The organism is Wolbachia endosymbiont of Rhagoletis cerasi, assembly GCF_018454475.1.
In the GTDB taxonomy this organism is placed as follows: domain Bacteria; phylum Pseudomonadota; class Alphaproteobacteria; order Rickettsiales; family Anaplasmataceae; genus Wolbachia; species Wolbachia pipientis.
In genome coordinates this window covers 52,112-66,785 of record NZ_JADCNC010000011.1, presented here as the reverse complement: position 1 = coordinate 66,785, position 14,674 = coordinate 52,112, and the positions used below count along the sequence as shown (strand labels likewise).

The 14,674-nt window shown below is 35.9% G+C and carries 14 protein-coding genes and 3 tRNA genes; 7 read left to right on the top strand and 10 right to left on the bottom strand.

The genetic code is table 11. The annotated features are described in order from the left end of the window. Positions 1 to 301: 301 nt before the first annotated feature. From INQ25_RS04705 to mnmE, 3 genes are all read right to left on the bottom strand, one after another. Complete coding sequence (locus INQ25_RS04705; RefSeq protein ID WP_213863180.1) at positions 302 to 1,318, bottom strand: NAD(P)/FAD-dependent oxidoreductase; 1,017 nt, start codon at positions 1,316 to 1,318, stop codon at positions 302 to 304. A 168-nt stretch (positions 1,319 to 1,486) separates the two neighbouring features. Beyond that, positions 1,487 to 1,574, bottom strand: a tRNA-Ser gene (locus INQ25_RS04700). A 47-nt stretch (positions 1,575 to 1,621) separates the two neighbouring features. Beyond that, positions 1,622 to 2,950 carry a tRNA uridine-5-carboxymethylaminomethyl(34) synthesis GTPase MnmE gene (mnmE, locus tag INQ25_RS04695; protein WP_213863179.1) on the bottom strand — a complete coding sequence of 443 codons (1,329 nt, stop codon included), beginning with the start codon at positions 2,948 to 2,950 and terminating at the stop codon, positions 1,622 to 1,624. A gap of 222 nt (positions 2,951 to 3,172) precedes the next feature. Between mnmE and nuoI the strand changes: the two genes are divergently transcribed. From nuoI to infC, 4 genes are all read left to right on the top strand, one after another. Next, positions 3,173 to 3,655, top strand: a complete 483-nt coding sequence (gene nuoI, locus INQ25_RS04690) for an NADH-quinone oxidoreductase subunit NuoI (RefSeq protein WP_041573606.1) — start codon at positions 3,173 to 3,175, stop codon at positions 3,653 to 3,655. 115 nt (positions 3,656 to 3,770) lie between these two features. Next, positions 3,771 to 3,986 (top strand): hypothetical protein, encoded by a 216-nt coding sequence (locus INQ25_RS04685; protein ID WP_155969049.1) that lies wholly within the window; start codon positions 3,771 to 3,773, stop codon positions 3,984 to 3,986. Next, positions 3,983 to 5,884 carry a threonine--tRNA ligase gene (gene thrS / locus INQ25_RS04680; protein ID WP_213863178.1) on the top strand — a complete coding sequence of 634 codons (1,902 nt, stop codon included), beginning with the start codon at positions 3,983 to 3,985 and terminating at the stop codon, positions 5,882 to 5,884. The genes INQ25_RS04685 and thrS overlap by 4 nt, the downstream gene beginning before the upstream one ends. A 12-nt stretch (positions 5,885 to 5,896) precedes the next feature. Continuing rightward, positions 5,897 to 6,415 (top strand): translation initiation factor IF-3, encoded by a 519-nt coding sequence (gene infC, locus INQ25_RS04675; RefSeq protein ID WP_065094376.1) that lies wholly within the window; start codon positions 5,897 to 5,899, stop codon positions 6,413 to 6,415. A 28-nt stretch (positions 6,416 to 6,443) separates the two neighbouring features. Here infC and nuoF read toward each other — a convergent pair whose 3' ends face one another. Both nuoF and INQ25_RS04665 read right to left on the bottom strand, forming a co-directional pair. Beyond that, a complete protein-coding gene (gene nuoF, locus INQ25_RS04670) occupies positions 6,444 to 7,697 on the bottom strand; it encodes an NADH-quinone oxidoreductase subunit NuoF (protein ID WP_213863177.1) in 1,254 nt (417 codons plus the stop codon). Positions 7,698 to 7,716: 19 nt separating this feature from the next. Further along, positions 7,717 to 7,789 (bottom strand) — tRNA-Lys (locus tag INQ25_RS04665). A 320-nt stretch (positions 7,790 to 8,109) separates the two neighbouring features. On the opposite strand from INQ25_RS04665, the gene INQ25_RS04660 reads away from it, so the two are divergent. The 3 genes from INQ25_RS04660 (at position 8,110) to INQ25_RS04650 (ending at position 10,395) form a co-directional block, all read left to right on the top strand. Next, a tRNA-Ala gene (locus INQ25_RS04660) sits at positions 8,110 to 8,185 on the top strand. A gap of 200 nt (positions 8,186 to 8,385) precedes the next feature. Continuing rightward, positions 8,386 to 9,903 (top strand): magnesium transporter MgtE N-terminal domain-containing protein, encoded by a 1,518-nt coding sequence (locus INQ25_RS04655; protein ID WP_213863176.1) that lies wholly within the window; start codon positions 8,386 to 8,388, stop codon positions 9,901 to 9,903. A 69-nt stretch (positions 9,904 to 9,972) separates the two neighbouring features. Further along, positions 9,973 to 10,395: a hypothetical protein gene (locus INQ25_RS04650; RefSeq protein WP_174515680.1), complete on the top strand. Its 423-nt coding sequence runs from the start codon at positions 9,973 to 9,975 to the stop codon at positions 10,393 to 10,395. Positions 10,396 to 10,469: 74 nt separating this feature from the next. Here INQ25_RS04650 and ccmE read toward each other — a convergent pair whose 3' ends face one another. From ccmE to INQ25_RS04630, 5 genes are read right to left on the bottom strand one after another with little or no spacing between them, the layout of a single operon-like run. Next, a complete protein-coding gene (ccmE, locus tag INQ25_RS04645) occupies positions 10,470 to 10,862 on the bottom strand; it encodes a cytochrome c maturation protein CcmE (protein ID WP_151807799.1) in 393 nt (130 codons plus the stop codon). Next, entirely contained in the window at positions 10,846 to 10,983 is a 138-nt protein-coding gene (locus INQ25_RS07005; RefSeq protein ID WP_167482792.1) for a CcmD-like small membrane protein, read from the bottom strand. The genes ccmE and INQ25_RS07005 overlap by 17 nt, the downstream gene beginning before the upstream one ends. After that, the gene (locus INQ25_RS04640; protein WP_151807798.1) at positions 10,980 to 11,852 is read right to left on the bottom strand and encodes a biotin--[acetyl-CoA-carboxylase] ligase; all 873 of its coding nucleotides are present in this window, start codon (positions 11,850 to 11,852) and stop codon (positions 10,980 to 10,982) included. Before INQ25_RS04640 ends, INQ25_RS07005 begins: the two co-directional genes overlap by 4 nt. Before the next feature lie 17 nt (positions 11,853 to 11,869). Continuing rightward, on the bottom strand, positions 11,870 to 13,234 hold the full coding sequence (locus INQ25_RS04635) for an NADH-quinone oxidoreductase subunit N (protein WP_213863175.1): 1,365 nt from the start codon (positions 13,232 to 13,234) through the stop codon (positions 11,870 to 11,872). Continuing rightward, positions 13,231 to 14,673 carry a complex I subunit 4 family protein gene (locus tag INQ25_RS04630; RefSeq protein ID WP_213863174.1) on the bottom strand — a complete coding sequence of 481 codons (1,443 nt, stop codon included), beginning with the start codon at positions 14,671 to 14,673 and terminating at the stop codon, positions 13,231 to 13,233. The genes INQ25_RS04635 and INQ25_RS04630 overlap by 4 nt, the downstream gene beginning before the upstream one ends. Position 14,674: the final 1 nt, after the last annotated feature.

The window sequence follows — 14,674 nt, the reverse complement described above, 5'->3', positions numbered from 1 at the left end:
GTTTAAGAAATTTACTAAGCAGAAAAAAAGACAAAGAATCCCCGAGTTAGCTAGTCTTTTACTATCTCTGTCGAGTATTGGCATTTTTTGATGTCTTGTAACGCTTTGTAAGCGCGTTCAGCTTATTTAGATAAAAATCTAGATGTAGATGAAGTTTTGTAAAGACATACAGTATCTATATACTGCAAAAAATTGAACATAAGACGCCGATACATTAAGTAATCCTTACCTTTTAATCTGCAGATTGGCGAAAGCAAATACAATAGCTTCAGTTTCATGATAAGGGAGCTGGCGGAGTTTGTCAAGTAAGTTTTTCTTTCCCGTGAATTCCCTTTGAAGTTGAATATTGAAAATTGACTGGAGAGTTGTGGATTACTTTGTATATGTCATAACAAGCCATGGCACTCTCGGCAAAACCACTTAATATTAACTTTATTTTGCCTGAATAAATAGCTATATCTCCGATTGCATATATTCTATCTCTACTGGTTCTAAGTGTAGCTGGGTCGACAGTTATGCGGCCATGTTCTAACTGTATACCCCAATTGTTTATTGGACCAAGATTCATTGACAATCCAAAAAATGGCAGCAAAAAATCAGCGGATATTTCTTTTTCTTCCTTAGAGGCAATGTTTTTTACTATCACTGCGCTCAACTGCCCATTACCTCCTGCTAGTTCGTGTAATTGATATGGCACTACCAGTTCTATCTTTCCATCACTTTCAAGTGATTCTAATTTATTTCTAGTTTCAGGAGTGCAGCGAAATTCCTTTCTCCTATGTATCACATAAATTTTCTTCGCAACTTTAGAAAGTTCTACAGTCCAATCAGCCGCAGAATCACCCCCCCCTGCAATGACTATAGTTTTATCCTGAAAATCAGAAATTTTCTTTACACTGTAAAATACAGATTTATTTTCATATTCTAATATACCACTTAAGGGTGGACGGTTAGGTTCAAACATTCCATTACCTGCAGCAACAATAACAGCCTTACATTTTACCTCTGTACCTATGCTCGTTATGATAGTAAAGTTTTCACCTTCGTTATTTGAAATCTTTTCTACTTTTTGACTTAAATGGTAAATAGGCTTAAATGGCGAAGCTTGCTCCATTAGCTGCTCAATTAATTTTTGGGCAGTAATTACAGGATAACCAGGTATATCGTATATTGGCTTTTCTGGGTAAAGAGCTGTGCATTGTCCTCCTGCTTGATCCAAAACATCTATTATATGACATCTCATATCAAGCATTCCCGCTTGAAAAGCAGTGAATATTCCAACAGGTCCTGCACCTATTATTACTATATCGGTTTTCATATTCAGATGGTGATCTATTTATAGATATTAGCTTTCTTTGCTAACAAGGTCAATTTACAAAGGGATGTATTTTTAAAAGATGTGGCTAGATTAGACAAGATTTCCAGCGTTATGAACCACATAGTCCAAATAAGCTCTAAAAATCAGCTAGCATAGCGAGATGCTGTGCGGACGGAATGGGATTCGAACCCATGGTACGCTCATCACGTACGTCAGTTTTCAAGACTGGTGCCTTAAACCGCTCGGCCATCCGTCCATTTCTTTTCTATCACAACATTTAATTTTAAGCAATCTATAAAAGCTTTACTTGCCCACGCAAAAGTTGCTAAACACACTACTCAATATTTCCTCAACATCAATAATTCCAATCACCGCACTAAGTTCAAATGCAGCAAGCCTCAAATCTTCAGATATCAACTCAATTGGATTATCGATATTAAAACGTTGTAAATGTTCCAGTGCTTTCTTCATGTGATTCCTATGTCTTTGCCGAGTAATCACAGGAGTGTCTCTATCATGCCCAAATTTTTCCTCTGCCTTCTCTTTTATGAGGGAGATCAACTTGTTTGTACCTATTCCCTTTAAAATAGAAATGGGTAAAAGATCTATGCCATTAATTTTTATATTGTGATTATTGATAACATCGTCAGCTTTGCTCAATACATAAATAGTATCGCTATTTACAACGTTGCAATTGATATTATGACGCTGTTCAAAAGGAAACAGTTCTATTCTTAAATCAGCTTCAAAAGACCTCTTTTTCGCTCGACTTATACCTTCTGATTCTATTGGATCTGAACTTTCACGAATTCCAGCAGTATCAGAGAGAATGATTGGGTATCCGCCAATGTCAATATGAGCTTCAAGTATATCTCTTGTTGTGCCTGCATATTCAGAAACAATAGCAATATCACGCTTGGCTAAGAAATTAAACAGAGTTGATTTACCGACATTTGGTTTACCAGTTATTACAACATGTAAACCCTCACGCAACCTTTCACCCCGTCTATTATCATTTAAATGCTCTTGTATCAACCGCACAAGAGCTCGCACTTCATTATTAATTTTTTCCAATTCATTTTTTTCTGTCCAAACATCCTCTGGAAAGTCTATATATGCTTCGATTTTGGATTGTATCGTTATTAATCTTTGCCTCCAATTGCTGTATAATCTCTCCAATTCTCCTGATATCTGCTTAATCGCTTGTTTAGCTTGCATTTTCGTCTCAGCATCAATTAAGTCTGCAATTCCTTCTATTTGAGTTAAGTCAAATTTACCATTTAGAAAAGCCCTAAGTGAGAATTCTCCAGGCCTGGCCATAACGAAAATTTTTGATAATTCCTCCAAGATGATTTTTATGACTGCCTTACTTCCATGCACTTGTAACTCTATAACATTCTCGCCAGTGAAACTGTTTGGAGCAGGGAAATAGATGATTATTCCATTATCTATCAATTGATTGAAATCATCATATAGATCAACTAAAGTAGCAAATCTTGGTTTAATTTCTTTCTTAATATGAAAATGATTTAAAGCTTTAAGCGCATAGTTGCCTGAAATTCTAATTACTGCAACTCCTGACTTACCAAATACGGTCGATAAAGCGAAAATAGTTTCATTTGTGTTTGTCATTATTTATATAAACTACTTAGCAATATTACACTTAAGAAACCAAAATACCTAATTTGAAAATATTCAAAATTTTTATCTATCTTGCTAGTTTGTATTAATGCAGTACTATCATACTAGTGAATGTATTATATAGAAAAGCTGTAAAAGTCACCCAGGTGAAAATATTTATTTTGAAAACTGATAATATGATTTATAATGACTGACACAAGTTTTAAATATTTTATGCTCAAGAAATTAGCTTGGTATTGGTCTTTTGCAGAGTTAATCAAAGGGTTTGCTATTACATTGAAATATATGTTCAAACCAAAGGTTACGTTAAGATATCCTATGGAGAAGGGCCCTTTAAGTCCAAGGTTTCGTGGTGAGCATGCGTTGCGTAGGTATCCAAACGGTGAAGAACGGTGCATAGCTTGTAAATTATGCGAAGTTATCTGCCCTGCTCAAGCAATAGTTATTGAAGCAGAGGAAAGAGAAGATGGTAGTCGCCGCACCACACGCTATGATATTGATATGACAAAATGCATATACTGCGGACTTTGCCAAGAGGCATGTCCAGTTGATGCAATTGTGGAGGGTCCTAACTTTGAATTTGCTACTGAAACGAGAGAGGAGCTAATGTACAATAAAGAAAAGTTATTGCGTAATGGTGAAATTTGGGAAGACGCAATTGCACTCAGGTTAAAAAAGAATAGACCTTATTATTAATGTTCAGAGCTTATAACCCTGTTATCCATTATGATTTAAGGGCAGTGCCCACTAGGGGTGGTGTCATCCAAGTAGCTGATACACAACTGTACGAACATTTGTTTGCGAGGGCAGTATGTTAAATGTTATAGCCTGTTTTGCCTCAAACACAAAGGTGTCATCCCAGTGCTTGACACTGGGGTCCAGGTATAAAAATATTTGCAAATTGTGCAATGGACAACAGATTTTAGGAGCATACGTTAAACTAATTTCCATTATAAAAATAAGATGGATCCCAGTGTCACGCACTGGGATGACAAAGAGAGGGTTAGACAAAAGGGTCGATAAATGATTAGGATTACTTTTTCAGCCGAACAAAAAGTAAAAGAATACAGTGGTAAAGTTACTGGCTTTGATATATTACAACCGGATGTTTTGAAAGAAGCAATTGCCTTTAAGGTAAATGGTGAGTTGCATGATCTCTCACGTGAAATTGAAGCTGATGCAGAGATAGAGGTGATACAACTGAGTGACGAAGCGGGTTTGGACATAATAAGGCACGATGCTGCTCATATAATGGCACAGGCAGTGAAAGAGCTATTTCCTAATACTCAGATTACTATCGGCCCAACAATTCAGGACGGTTTTTACTATGATTTTGCTACAGATCGTACCTTCACTACGGACGATCTTACCGCAATAGAAAAGAAAATGAAAGAGATTGTAAAAAGTAACCACAGATTTGTTCGAGAAGTTTGGACTCGCAAGCAGTCAGTTGATTTCTTTAGTGGTATAGGCGAAAAATATAAGGTTGATATTATCTCATCCATACCAGAGGGTGAAAACCTAACTGTTTATAGGCAAGGTGATTTTGTTGACCTATGCCGTGGTCCGCACTCACCATCAACCGGTAGAGTTAAAGCGTTTAAACTTATGAAAGTAGCGGGTGCATACTGGCGAGGTGATGCAAAGGGCCCAATGTTGCAGCGAATATATGGCACAGCATGGAGAAATAAGGATGAATTAAACGCTTATCTTGAGTGCCTCAAAGAAGCAGAAAAACGTGATCACCGCAAAATTGCTAAGGATATGGATTTATTTCACATTCAAGAGGAAGCTGTTGGGCAGGTTTTTTGGCATGAACAAGGATATATTCTATATAATGTTCTTGAGTCTTACATCAGAAAGAAGCTAATAAATAATGGCTATTTTGAGGTAAAAACTCCTATTTTAGTAAGTAAAGAGCTGTGGGAAAGATCTGGACATTGGGATAAGTTTCGTGAAAATATGTTTATTGTTGACGAATCTGAGAATAAAAAGTTAGCAATAAAACCCATGAATTGTCCTTGTCATGTGCAGATTTTTAATTCTCACACCAGGAGCTACCGTGATTTACCAATACGTATGGCAGAATTTGGTACGTGTCATAGGAATGAAAGCTCAGGCTCATTGCACGGACTGATGCGAGTGCGTGGTTTTACGCAAGACGATGCACACATTTTTTGTATGGAAGAACAAGTGAATTCTGAGACTATAAAGTTTTGTGACCTTTTAAAAGAAGTATATTCAGAGCTTGGATTTAATGAAATTTCTGTGAAATTTTCAGACCGTCCAGATATTAGAGCAGGTAATGATGAAGTATGGGATAGAGCTGAAAAAGCGCTGCTTGAAGCCGTTAAAGAAGCGGGCTTGAGTTATAAACTTAATCCTGGTGAAGGTGCATTTTATGGTCCAAAGCTAGAGTTTGTTTTAAAAGATGCAATAGGCAGAAGCTGGCAATGTGGAACATTACAAGTTGATTTCATTTTACCAGAACGTCTGGGAGCTTTTTATATAGGGGCAGATGGACACAAGCATCACCCTGTCATGTTACATAGGGCAATTCTTGGGACTTTTGAGCGTTTTATTGGAATTTTGATAGAAAATTACGCAGGAAAATTTCCAGTTTGGCTTGCTCCAACGCAACTTGCTATTCTAACCATTACAAATGAGGCTGACGGTTATGCCACAGAAATCAGCAATGTCTTAAAAGAACAAGGTGTGAGAGTCAAGACTGATTTGACCAATGAAAAAATTAGTTATAAGATACGTTTGCATAGTCTAAACAAGGTTCTTATATTGTGGATTGTAGGCAAAAATGAAGTTACAAGTAAAACTGTGTCAGTGAGAAATTTAGGATCGGAAAGACAGGAGTCTTTTTCTTTGGAGAAGGCTATTGAATTGTTGTTAAAAAGTATTAATTTGAATTAAGGGAGTTAAAGTTTGCAAGTTAAAAAGAACAATAAAAACAGAATTAATGGATTCATCACAGCTAAGGAGGTACGCTTAGTTGATCATAGTGGTGAAATGGTCGGAATCGTGCTAATAGAACGAGCTTTGGAGCTTGCACAGGGTGTTGGTTTAGACTTGGTAGAAATTGCACCTGATTCAACCCCTCCAGTATGTAAAATTCTGGATTATAGCAAACAAAAGTATGATATAAAAAAGAAAGCAAGTGAAGCAAAAAAGAAACAAAAAACATTAACTATAAAAGAAATTAAACTGGGTCCCAATATTGGTGATCACGATTACGGAACAAAATTGCGTCAAGCAAGAGACTTACTTGCCCACGGACATAAAATTAAAGTCACAATGAGATTTAGAGGGAGAGAGCTTATAAACACTGAAGTTGGACTGGAAAAATTAGAACGGCTAATTCGAGACACTGAAGATATCGCAAAGGTAGAATTAGCACCTAAAAGGGAAGGGAATCAATATTTTTTAGCTCTGGTTGCTAAGTAGCAAGACGGCTTAAGAAGTATAAGTAGAGTTAAACTATCGCTCTCTCTTTGATAACATGGCGAAAATGTCTGATTAATCCTTGAATCGGCCAAGCTGCAGCATCGCCAAGTGCGCAAATTGTATGTCCTTCTATTTGAGTTGTAAGGTCAAGCAGCTTATCTATTTCATCAGGCTTAATATCTCCTGCCACCATCCTTCTCATAATCCTCCACATCCATCCAGTACCTTCACGGCATGGTGTGCATTGTCCACAGGACTCATGCATGTAAAAGTGTGATAACCTCTCTATTGCAGCTATTATATCAGTTGATTTATCCATCACTATTACTGCAGCAGTACCAAGCCCTGATTGTGCAGTTCTTAATGAATCAAAATCCATTTCAATAGTATCGCATATAGATTTTGGAATTAATGGCACTGAAGACCCACCAGGTATTACAGCAAGTAAATTATCCCAACCCCCTCGCACTCCACCTGCGTATTTTTCAATTAATTCACGTAATGGAATTCCGAGCTCTTCTTCAACATTACACGGGTTGTTTACGTGCCCTGAAATACAAAAGACCTTGGTACCAGTATTATTTGGTTTACCAAGAGATGCAAACCATTCTCCTCCGCGGTTCAGAATATCTGGAACCATGGCTATAGTTTCAACGTTGTTTATTGTAGTCGGGCAGCCAAAAAGTCCAACACCTGGGGGAAATGGAGGTTTCATGCGAGGAAAGCCCTTTTTTCCTTCAATTGATTCGAGTTGAGCTGTTTCTTCCCCACATATGTAAGCTCCTGCGCCCCTATGGATAAACACATCAAGATCATAGCCTGATTTGCAGGCATTTTTTCCAATTAAACCTTCTTTATAGGCTTCCTCAAGTGCTTTTTTTAGAACTAAATATTCATTATAAAATTCACCCCTGATATAAATATACGCAACTGATGCGCTGATCGCTTTGCCGGCCAGGAGAATTCCCTCAAGTAACTTATGTGGCTCATATCGCAATATATCTCTATCTTTACATGTACCAGGTTCTGACTCATCTGCATTGACTACTAAATATGCTTTTGGGAGATTTTTGGGCATAAAGCTCCACTTAAGGCCGGTGGAAAATCCTGCACCCCCTCGACCTCTCAAACCAGATTTCTTTACTTCATCAATGATCTTTTCTGATCCTAAATCCAGTAATTCCTTTGTTTTTTGCCAGCTACCACGTTTTTTTGCACCCTCAAGTAGTGGAGTTCCTTTACCATTTAGGTTGGTGAATATTTTGTCTTGTTCTTTTAGCATGTTTTTCAAAATTTGTGAGTGATCCCGACGCGATTCGAACGCGTGACCCACTGATTAAAAGTCAGTTGCTCTACCGGCTGAGCTACGGGATCATTTCATTTTTCAGCTATACTAAACATCAATACAGTTTTTATCCGTTTTAATCAAACTAAAATTTTCATGTGTGGTTAAATAAATTATATAATATACTGCGTTAGTGATAATTTAGTTAAAAAATTTTTAAAGGAAAACTTCTTGTTAATTTTCAGTTCACAGATTTATTTGGATGGTGTGACGTATAACGCTAAGGAGACAAAAAAATAGAGAAGTGTGTACACCCTGCAGAATTTGTACACTATTTAGCAATAGCCTAATAGATAAATATTTCTTGCATTTCAGCCTGAGTGATTTATGCTTTAAGCAAGAATTACCTGGGGGTATAGCTCAGCTGGTAGAGCATCTGTTTTGCACGCAGAAGGTCAGCGGTTCGATCCCGCTTGCCTCCACCAGTCTATGTTAGCTTTAGCACACCACAAAACCTGTCAAAACAGCTTATTTTAATCTACTTTCCTAAAAATCCCTATTTCTTTTCGTAACTTCTCTCTACGCAAGTAATATTTGTTATTATAATTCTAACATATATCAACTTAACAATAAATTAATCAATAAATGTTAGAATAACTATAATTAAATTTATTAGGTAATACTCATGAGTGGAAAAAAACATGTTTTTAAGATGGTGCCTGGAAAAGAGGTGTTTAGAAAAACCCCGACTAAATTGATAAGGTGGCCTGATGAAGGTTATAATCCTACAATGTCTATTAAAAAAGTTGGGCTTGTATTGCTGGATGATAAAAACGATGTAGTACTAGACTTATTACCTATAAAACTTTGCAGCAGTTCTTGCAAAGACAGTTACATATGTCTGGAGGAAGAAAATGAAGGAAATCTGGTAGACAAAGATTATAAAAGTGATTCTAACTTAGATTATGTAAAAAGTAACCATACATTTGTATATTACGGTAATGAGTTGGCTAAGTTATCATATACAAGAGAACTTGTTCAGCCTTTCACAACTATTTGTAGCAGTTCTATTAAATCAAAAAAATTGGAATACAAATATGTAACATGGGAAGATTCAGATACTGACAACAATAAATATTATTTTTCAGACGAGGCAGGAAATATAATCGATTCACCTGACAATGAGGTATTACAAGACATTATGTTATACTACGGTGAGAGACATATAAGAGATGTGCTACTGTTGCTATCAAGCACGTTTACCAAAGTTTTTATTCAGGGCCTAACAGACGACCAACTAAAAACTCTTACCAATACTCTTAGTAACGAGCAACTGCAAAAAATAATTCCTGAACTGAGCTCAAGCCAACTACAGACCTTAGCAAAGAACTTAACAGATAACCAACTCCAAGCTTTAGTAGATCATCTAACCAACCACCAATTACAAACTCTTGCTCAGGAACTAAATCCAGAAAAATTACAAATAATTGTTCCTATTTTAAATGATGCTCAGCTTGAAGCTCTAGTTAGAGACTTAAATCCAGAGCAAGTAAAAGAAATTTTACCTCACTTAAAAGTTGATCAGTTCAAAGCACTTATTAAAACTTTAAATGACGAGCAATTTACAGTGCTTGCAAAAGACTTGGCTGAGCACCACTTGACAATACTTTCTAAAGAATTAGAAGGTGACCAGTTGAAAGCTTTAGTAAATAGTCTGCAAGAAGAACAACTGAAAGACTTAGTTAATAAGCTTGATCCTGAAAAACTCGAAGCAATTGCTCAGGATTTAACTGATTCTAATAAGATTCAGATTATCATTAAGTCTTTAGTTGACAACCCAGACAAACTTCAAGCTTTTGCTCGCAATATGTCTAATGAGCAGTTTAAAGAACTTTTGGATAACGTAGGTGCAGAAGAGCTTAAAGACATCATTCACAAACTGCCTTATGAGAAAGTGACAGCTGTGATTGGTGATCTCGGCAGTAAGGATCAGTCTAAAGCTATTATTGATGCATTAAAAGGGGAACTTGAAAAGCAGAGTAAACAGAACGAGAAAATGATTGAGATACTCGACAAGCTTAAAGGAACAGGTGATGAGGACATAAATATAGATGAAGAGGGATGGCAAGCCCCATATTTTCAAGGTATTGATACTGAATTGACGATGATGGGAGAGTATATTCAGAGTGAGTATGGAATTTAGGAAATTTTGGAAGATTACCTATATGTAGTTTAGCTAACTTTGAAATTTTAATTTTTTATAGGAGTTAATATGAGTGATTACAGTGAACAGAAGAATGTAAGCAATTTCAAAATAATGGACAAAATAGAAGTTAAACATAGACCTTCATCTTTTGAGAAACAGAAAGAAAATAATGCACAAGTTAGTTATGTTCACAAGATTTTCGATAAATTAGTCAAAGACCTAAATGATGGGTTTGTTCCTAATTTGGACGATGTGCTGCACTCTAATAAAGAGTCTCTTGGCGCATTAAACGTTAATCTAGAAACAGAGAAAGGTAAACTTGGCAACCTAATTGAAGAGGTTGGTAACAATAATAAAGATTTAATAAAAAAGCTTAATGATTTGCAAGAAGAGATAAAACAACTAAAATCAGAAAAATCTGGTGGTGAGGACATAGACATAGATCAAGATGAATGGACAGCACCAACCCATCCTGATATATTGTGGTAGTTAAGAAAGTAACAGCTTGCTAGCAGGCTGTTACTCTCTCTACATACTATTTCAATATAGCCAGATTAAGGAATCTATTTTAAAACTTTCGGCATATAGTTCTCATCATGTTTTGCAAACACCGTATCTGCAAGAAAGGTATTATTATCAGACATTTTACCTTGCACAACAACACCACTTTTTTCTGAAAACATCGGTGGAAGTATTCCCTGGTATTTTACCACAACGCTTTTGTTAAAATCTGTCATTTGAAAAACTACTTCACTTTCGCTCCGTATCACACTATCTTCAACAACCATTCCACCAACACGGATTGGCTTTTGACTATTTGGTAAAACTATTGCCTCACTTACTGTATAGAAAAATGAGATATTTTCTTTGAGCGTTGTTAAAATAAAAAAGGCTATGCAGCTTAAAAAGCAGAAAATTCCTGAAGTTATAAGTAATCGCTTATGTTTCTTCTTCATTATTATCTTTCAGGCTTTCTAGAATTTTTTTACTTTTAATATAGCAAGAAATGGTAAAAATCAGTTCTCCGGTAATCAACGTAAAACTAATAAGGTAAGCAAAAATTACATACGTATTCATAATGCACTGCCAATAAATAACTCACCTGCATCAAAATAAATTAAGCTTCCATCCTTTTGCTGCAACACCAATTTACCACTTTTATCTATATCAGCAAAAATTCCTTCATGCAATTTGTCAGCTAACTTTACACTGATTTGCTCGTTCATCTTGAATGCTCTTGTGAGCCACATTTTTCTTATAGCATAAAACCCATCAAACAGCCATTGCTTTCTTAGCTTATTAAAATTTATTATTAATTTCTTTAATAGATCTATGTTAGATACAGACTCACCGTAATTGCTAATGCACGTTGTTCCTGGAAGTGGTGCATGATTGACATTAATTCCAATTCCTATAATGAGCCAATTCGAATTGGATCTTTTTTCAAGCAATATTCCACTTATTTTCTTGCCATCAATAAGGACATCATTTGGCCACTTATACTGGAGATTTAGACCATTTATAAATGACAGTATAGTATTTCCAACAGCAAGAGCAGTAACAAAAGTCAATTCTGTTAATTTGCTAACATCCGCAATTTTATTCACCAAACCCTTCTCTGTCATCCCAATGCCCTCTGATGTCATCCCAGTGCTTGACACTGGGATCCATTCTTCTTTTTTTCTAGATTCCAGCGTCACGCGCTGGAATGACACCGAAAGCTGGCTTTCATTCAGATAATCGTTAAAGAGGTTTATTACCAAACTTGCATAAAAATTACCCTCGGGAGAAATCCAACTTTTTCCGGTACGCCCTCTACCCTCTGTTTGTTTGTCGGCAATAATAACGGTTTCATTTGATATTCCTTTATCAATTAAATCCAACGCTTCTTTATTAGTGCTTGAAACTTCTTTGTAATGATGAATATGAAAACCCTCAGGGATCACCTTGTCAGTCCTTTAGTTCAATGAGTGAGTAAAACGTACAAGAAAAGAACGAGGTTGATCAGTGAAGCCACTGAAGTAATAATGAATAGACCCTTAGAATAAGCAACCTTATTACCACTAGCTTTATCAAAATACATAACTTTCATGATATTTAAATAATAGTAGCATGATATCACACTCGCTATTACAAGGATCAAAGACAGGCTGATAAAGCCAGAATTTATTAAACTTTTGAATATAAAAAATTTAGCGACAAAACCTGCAAGTGGAGGTATTCCCGACATCGAGAGTAACAGCACAGAAAGATGAAATGCTACAATTGGGCGTTTCTTCCCTATACCAGACAAGTTTGCAATATCACAATCGTCATCGTCAATTTGTACGAGATATGAGAATAGCCCTATGCTTGTGATGATATATATCACCAGATACATTAAGGCACTATCTGTTCCTGCTTGTGTAAAAATAGAAAGTGAAGCAAATATAAAACCAATGTGACCAATTGAACTGTAAGCAAGCAGCCTTTTTAAGTTTTGCTGACGCAAGGCCCCAAAAGCTGAGATAAGCACAGACAATGCTGAAACGTATAAGAAAATAGGCTGAACATAACTTTTTACATTTACTAACTCTTCATTCATCAATCGAATTAAAAATGTTACAAGTGCAGCTTTTGGAGCTGTAGAAAAAAACGCAGTTACTATGGTAGGTGCACCTTGATAGACATCTGGAGCCCACATATGAAAAGGAGCAATAGCAAGCTTGAAACACAAACCAATTAGGATAAAGACTAATCCAAAAACTATTCCATAAGTTATCTGATGGCTTTGCAAGAATGAACCGAGCTCAGAGAAATTGACTTGTCCTGTATATCCATAAAGCAGCGACATTCCATATAGCATAATGCAGGAAGATAGTGCACTAAGTGTAAAATATTTCACTCCTGCTTCACATGAATAAGCTGAATCTTTATTAAAGCTCGCAAGAACATACAAAGATATACTCATCAACTCAAAAGCTAAATAAAAAGAAATCAGACTATTTGCTGAAACCAAAGTTATCATGCCAAATAGCGCAAAAAGAATCAGTATTGAAAATTCATATTTATAGTCATATTTTGATAAATTCAGCATCAAAAGTATTAAAATTCCTGTGCTGAGAATTAACCCTTGGGCTGACCTGATGTATAAATTGAGTTTTAACAACGAATTAAAGAGAAAAATTTCATTGTTTTCTGCCGAAATAATTAAAATAATCAAAGTTACCACTGTGCAGCCAAGTGCTAATAAGTTGATAGTTCGGCGGTTAAATATAATTCCAAGCAGTAGCAACACTAACGAGGAGATAATAGAGAACGTTTCCGGCAATATCTGTATATAATTCATAGCGCATTATATTTGACTAACAAATTTGCCATACATGGCTTCAAATAATTCAGTGCAAGGGTTGGGTAGAATCCAAGCAAAATAACAAACACTGCAAGCAGAATTAAGACAGAAAATTCTATGCTATCCAAGCGGTTATTTAATAATTTAGAATAGCTAACCCCCCATATTATTTGCTTACATAAATTCAGCATATAAACTGCGCTTAAAATAGTGCCAAGTGCGATAAATCCTGTAAAAAACCCTATGCTCTTAAACATTCCAACCATAGCCAAAAACTCACCTATGAATCCAGATGTTCCAGGTAGCCCTATTGAAGCCATTGAAAATAAAATGAACATAAAACCAAATTTTGGCATTGTGTTTACTATGCCAAAATATTTTGCAATCTCCAAAGTTCCAGTTCGAGTATATAGCATTCCAACACATAAAAATAAAGCAGCAGAAATAAGGCCATGACTAATCATTTGAAATATGCTACCCAGTACTCCTTCCTCACAAAATGAAAAGAGGCCAGCAGTAACGATCCCCATATGTGCTATTGAAGAATAAGCTATTAACTTCTTTATATCATCTTGAGCAAACGCAACTAGAGAAGCATATATCACCGCAATAATGCTCAGCACAACAACGAAATTTGAAAAATACAAACTTGCCTGAGGAAGCATTGGAATAGAAAACCTTAAAAATCCATATCCCCCCATTTTAATAAGCAAGCCAGCTAAAATCACAGATCCAGAAGTTGGTGATTGCACATGCGCATCAGGAAGCCAAGTGTGAAATGGAAACATCGGTACTTTTATTGCAAAAGAAATAAAAAATGCAATCCACAGCAATGACTGCACTTCAAGATCAAGGCTTGGCACTAATGTAGCTAATTCTTGTATATTAAACGTCCCAAAAATGCTATAGATGTAAACCAGTCCAAGTAGAAATAATAATGAGCCAGTTAATGTATAAAGAAACAACTTAAACGTTGCATATACCCTTTGCTTTCCTCCCCAAATGCCAATAATAAAGAACATTGGTATTAAAACAGCTTCAAAAAACACATAAAAGCTTATAGCATTCAGTGAAACGAAAAAACCGACTACAAAACTCTCAAGCAGTAGAAATAATGCCATATATGGCTTGAGAGTCGTATAACTCATTTTGCAGTTGTAGAGTATACAAATTACAAACAAGAAAGTTGTAAGCAGAAGGAAAAGCAACGATATACCATCTATCCCTATTCCAACATTTCTAATTGGGTAGCTGACAAACTGAAAGTCCGCATTGTTATAATCAAATTCTATACAAGCTACAATGCTAAGCAAAAATGGAAGTACAGCAAAAAATAGGGCAAGGAATCTTAGGTGTATAGATTGATGATTAATCCTGATTAAGGATAAAATCAACGCTCCTATCAGTGGAAGCAAGAATATACTAAGTAACAACACC

What these genes read in the sequence shown, in the direction of transcription:
- mnmE (WP_213863179.1), bottom strand. Translation starts at nt 2,950, where the DNA reads ATGACAAACACAAATGAAACTATTTTCGCTTTATCGACCGTATTTGGT.
- ccmE (WP_151807799.1), bottom strand. Translation starts at nt 10,862, where the DNA reads ATGAAGAAGAAACATAAGCGATTACTTATAACTTCAGGAATTTTCTGC.
- INQ25_RS04635 (WP_213863175.1), bottom strand. Translation starts at nt 13,234, where the DNA reads ATGAATTATATACAGATATTGCCGGAAACGTTCTCTATTATCTCCTCG.
- INQ25_RS04705 (WP_213863180.1), bottom strand. Translation starts at nt 1,318, where the DNA reads ATGAAAACCGATATAGTAATAATAGGTGCAGGACCTGTTGGAATATTC.
- INQ25_RS04655 (WP_213863176.1), top strand. Translation starts at nt 8,386, where the DNA reads ATGAGTGGAAAAAAACATGTTTTTAAGATGGTGCCTGGAAAAGAGGTG.
- thrS (WP_213863178.1), top strand. Translation starts at nt 3,983, where the DNA reads ATGATTAGGATTACTTTTTCAGCCGAACAAAAAGTAAAAGAATACAGT.
- nuoF (WP_213863177.1), bottom strand. Translation starts at nt 7,697, where the DNA reads ATGCTAAAAGAACAAGACAAAATATTCACCAACCTAAATGGTAAAGGA.
- INQ25_RS07005 (WP_167482792.1), bottom strand. Translation starts at nt 10,983, where the DNA reads ATGAATACGTATGTAATTTTTGCTTACCTTATTAGTTTTACGTTGATT.
- INQ25_RS04685 (WP_155969049.1), top strand. Translation starts at nt 3,771, where the DNA reads ATGTTAAATGTTATAGCCTGTTTTGCCTCAAACACAAAGGTGTCATCC.
- INQ25_RS04650 (WP_174515680.1), top strand. Translation starts at nt 9,973, where the DNA reads ATGAGTGATTACAGTGAACAGAAGAATGTAAGCAATTTCAAAATAATG.
- nuoI (WP_041573606.1), top strand. Translation starts at nt 3,173, where the DNA reads ATGCTCAAGAAATTAGCTTGGTATTGGTCTTTTGCAGAGTTAATCAAA.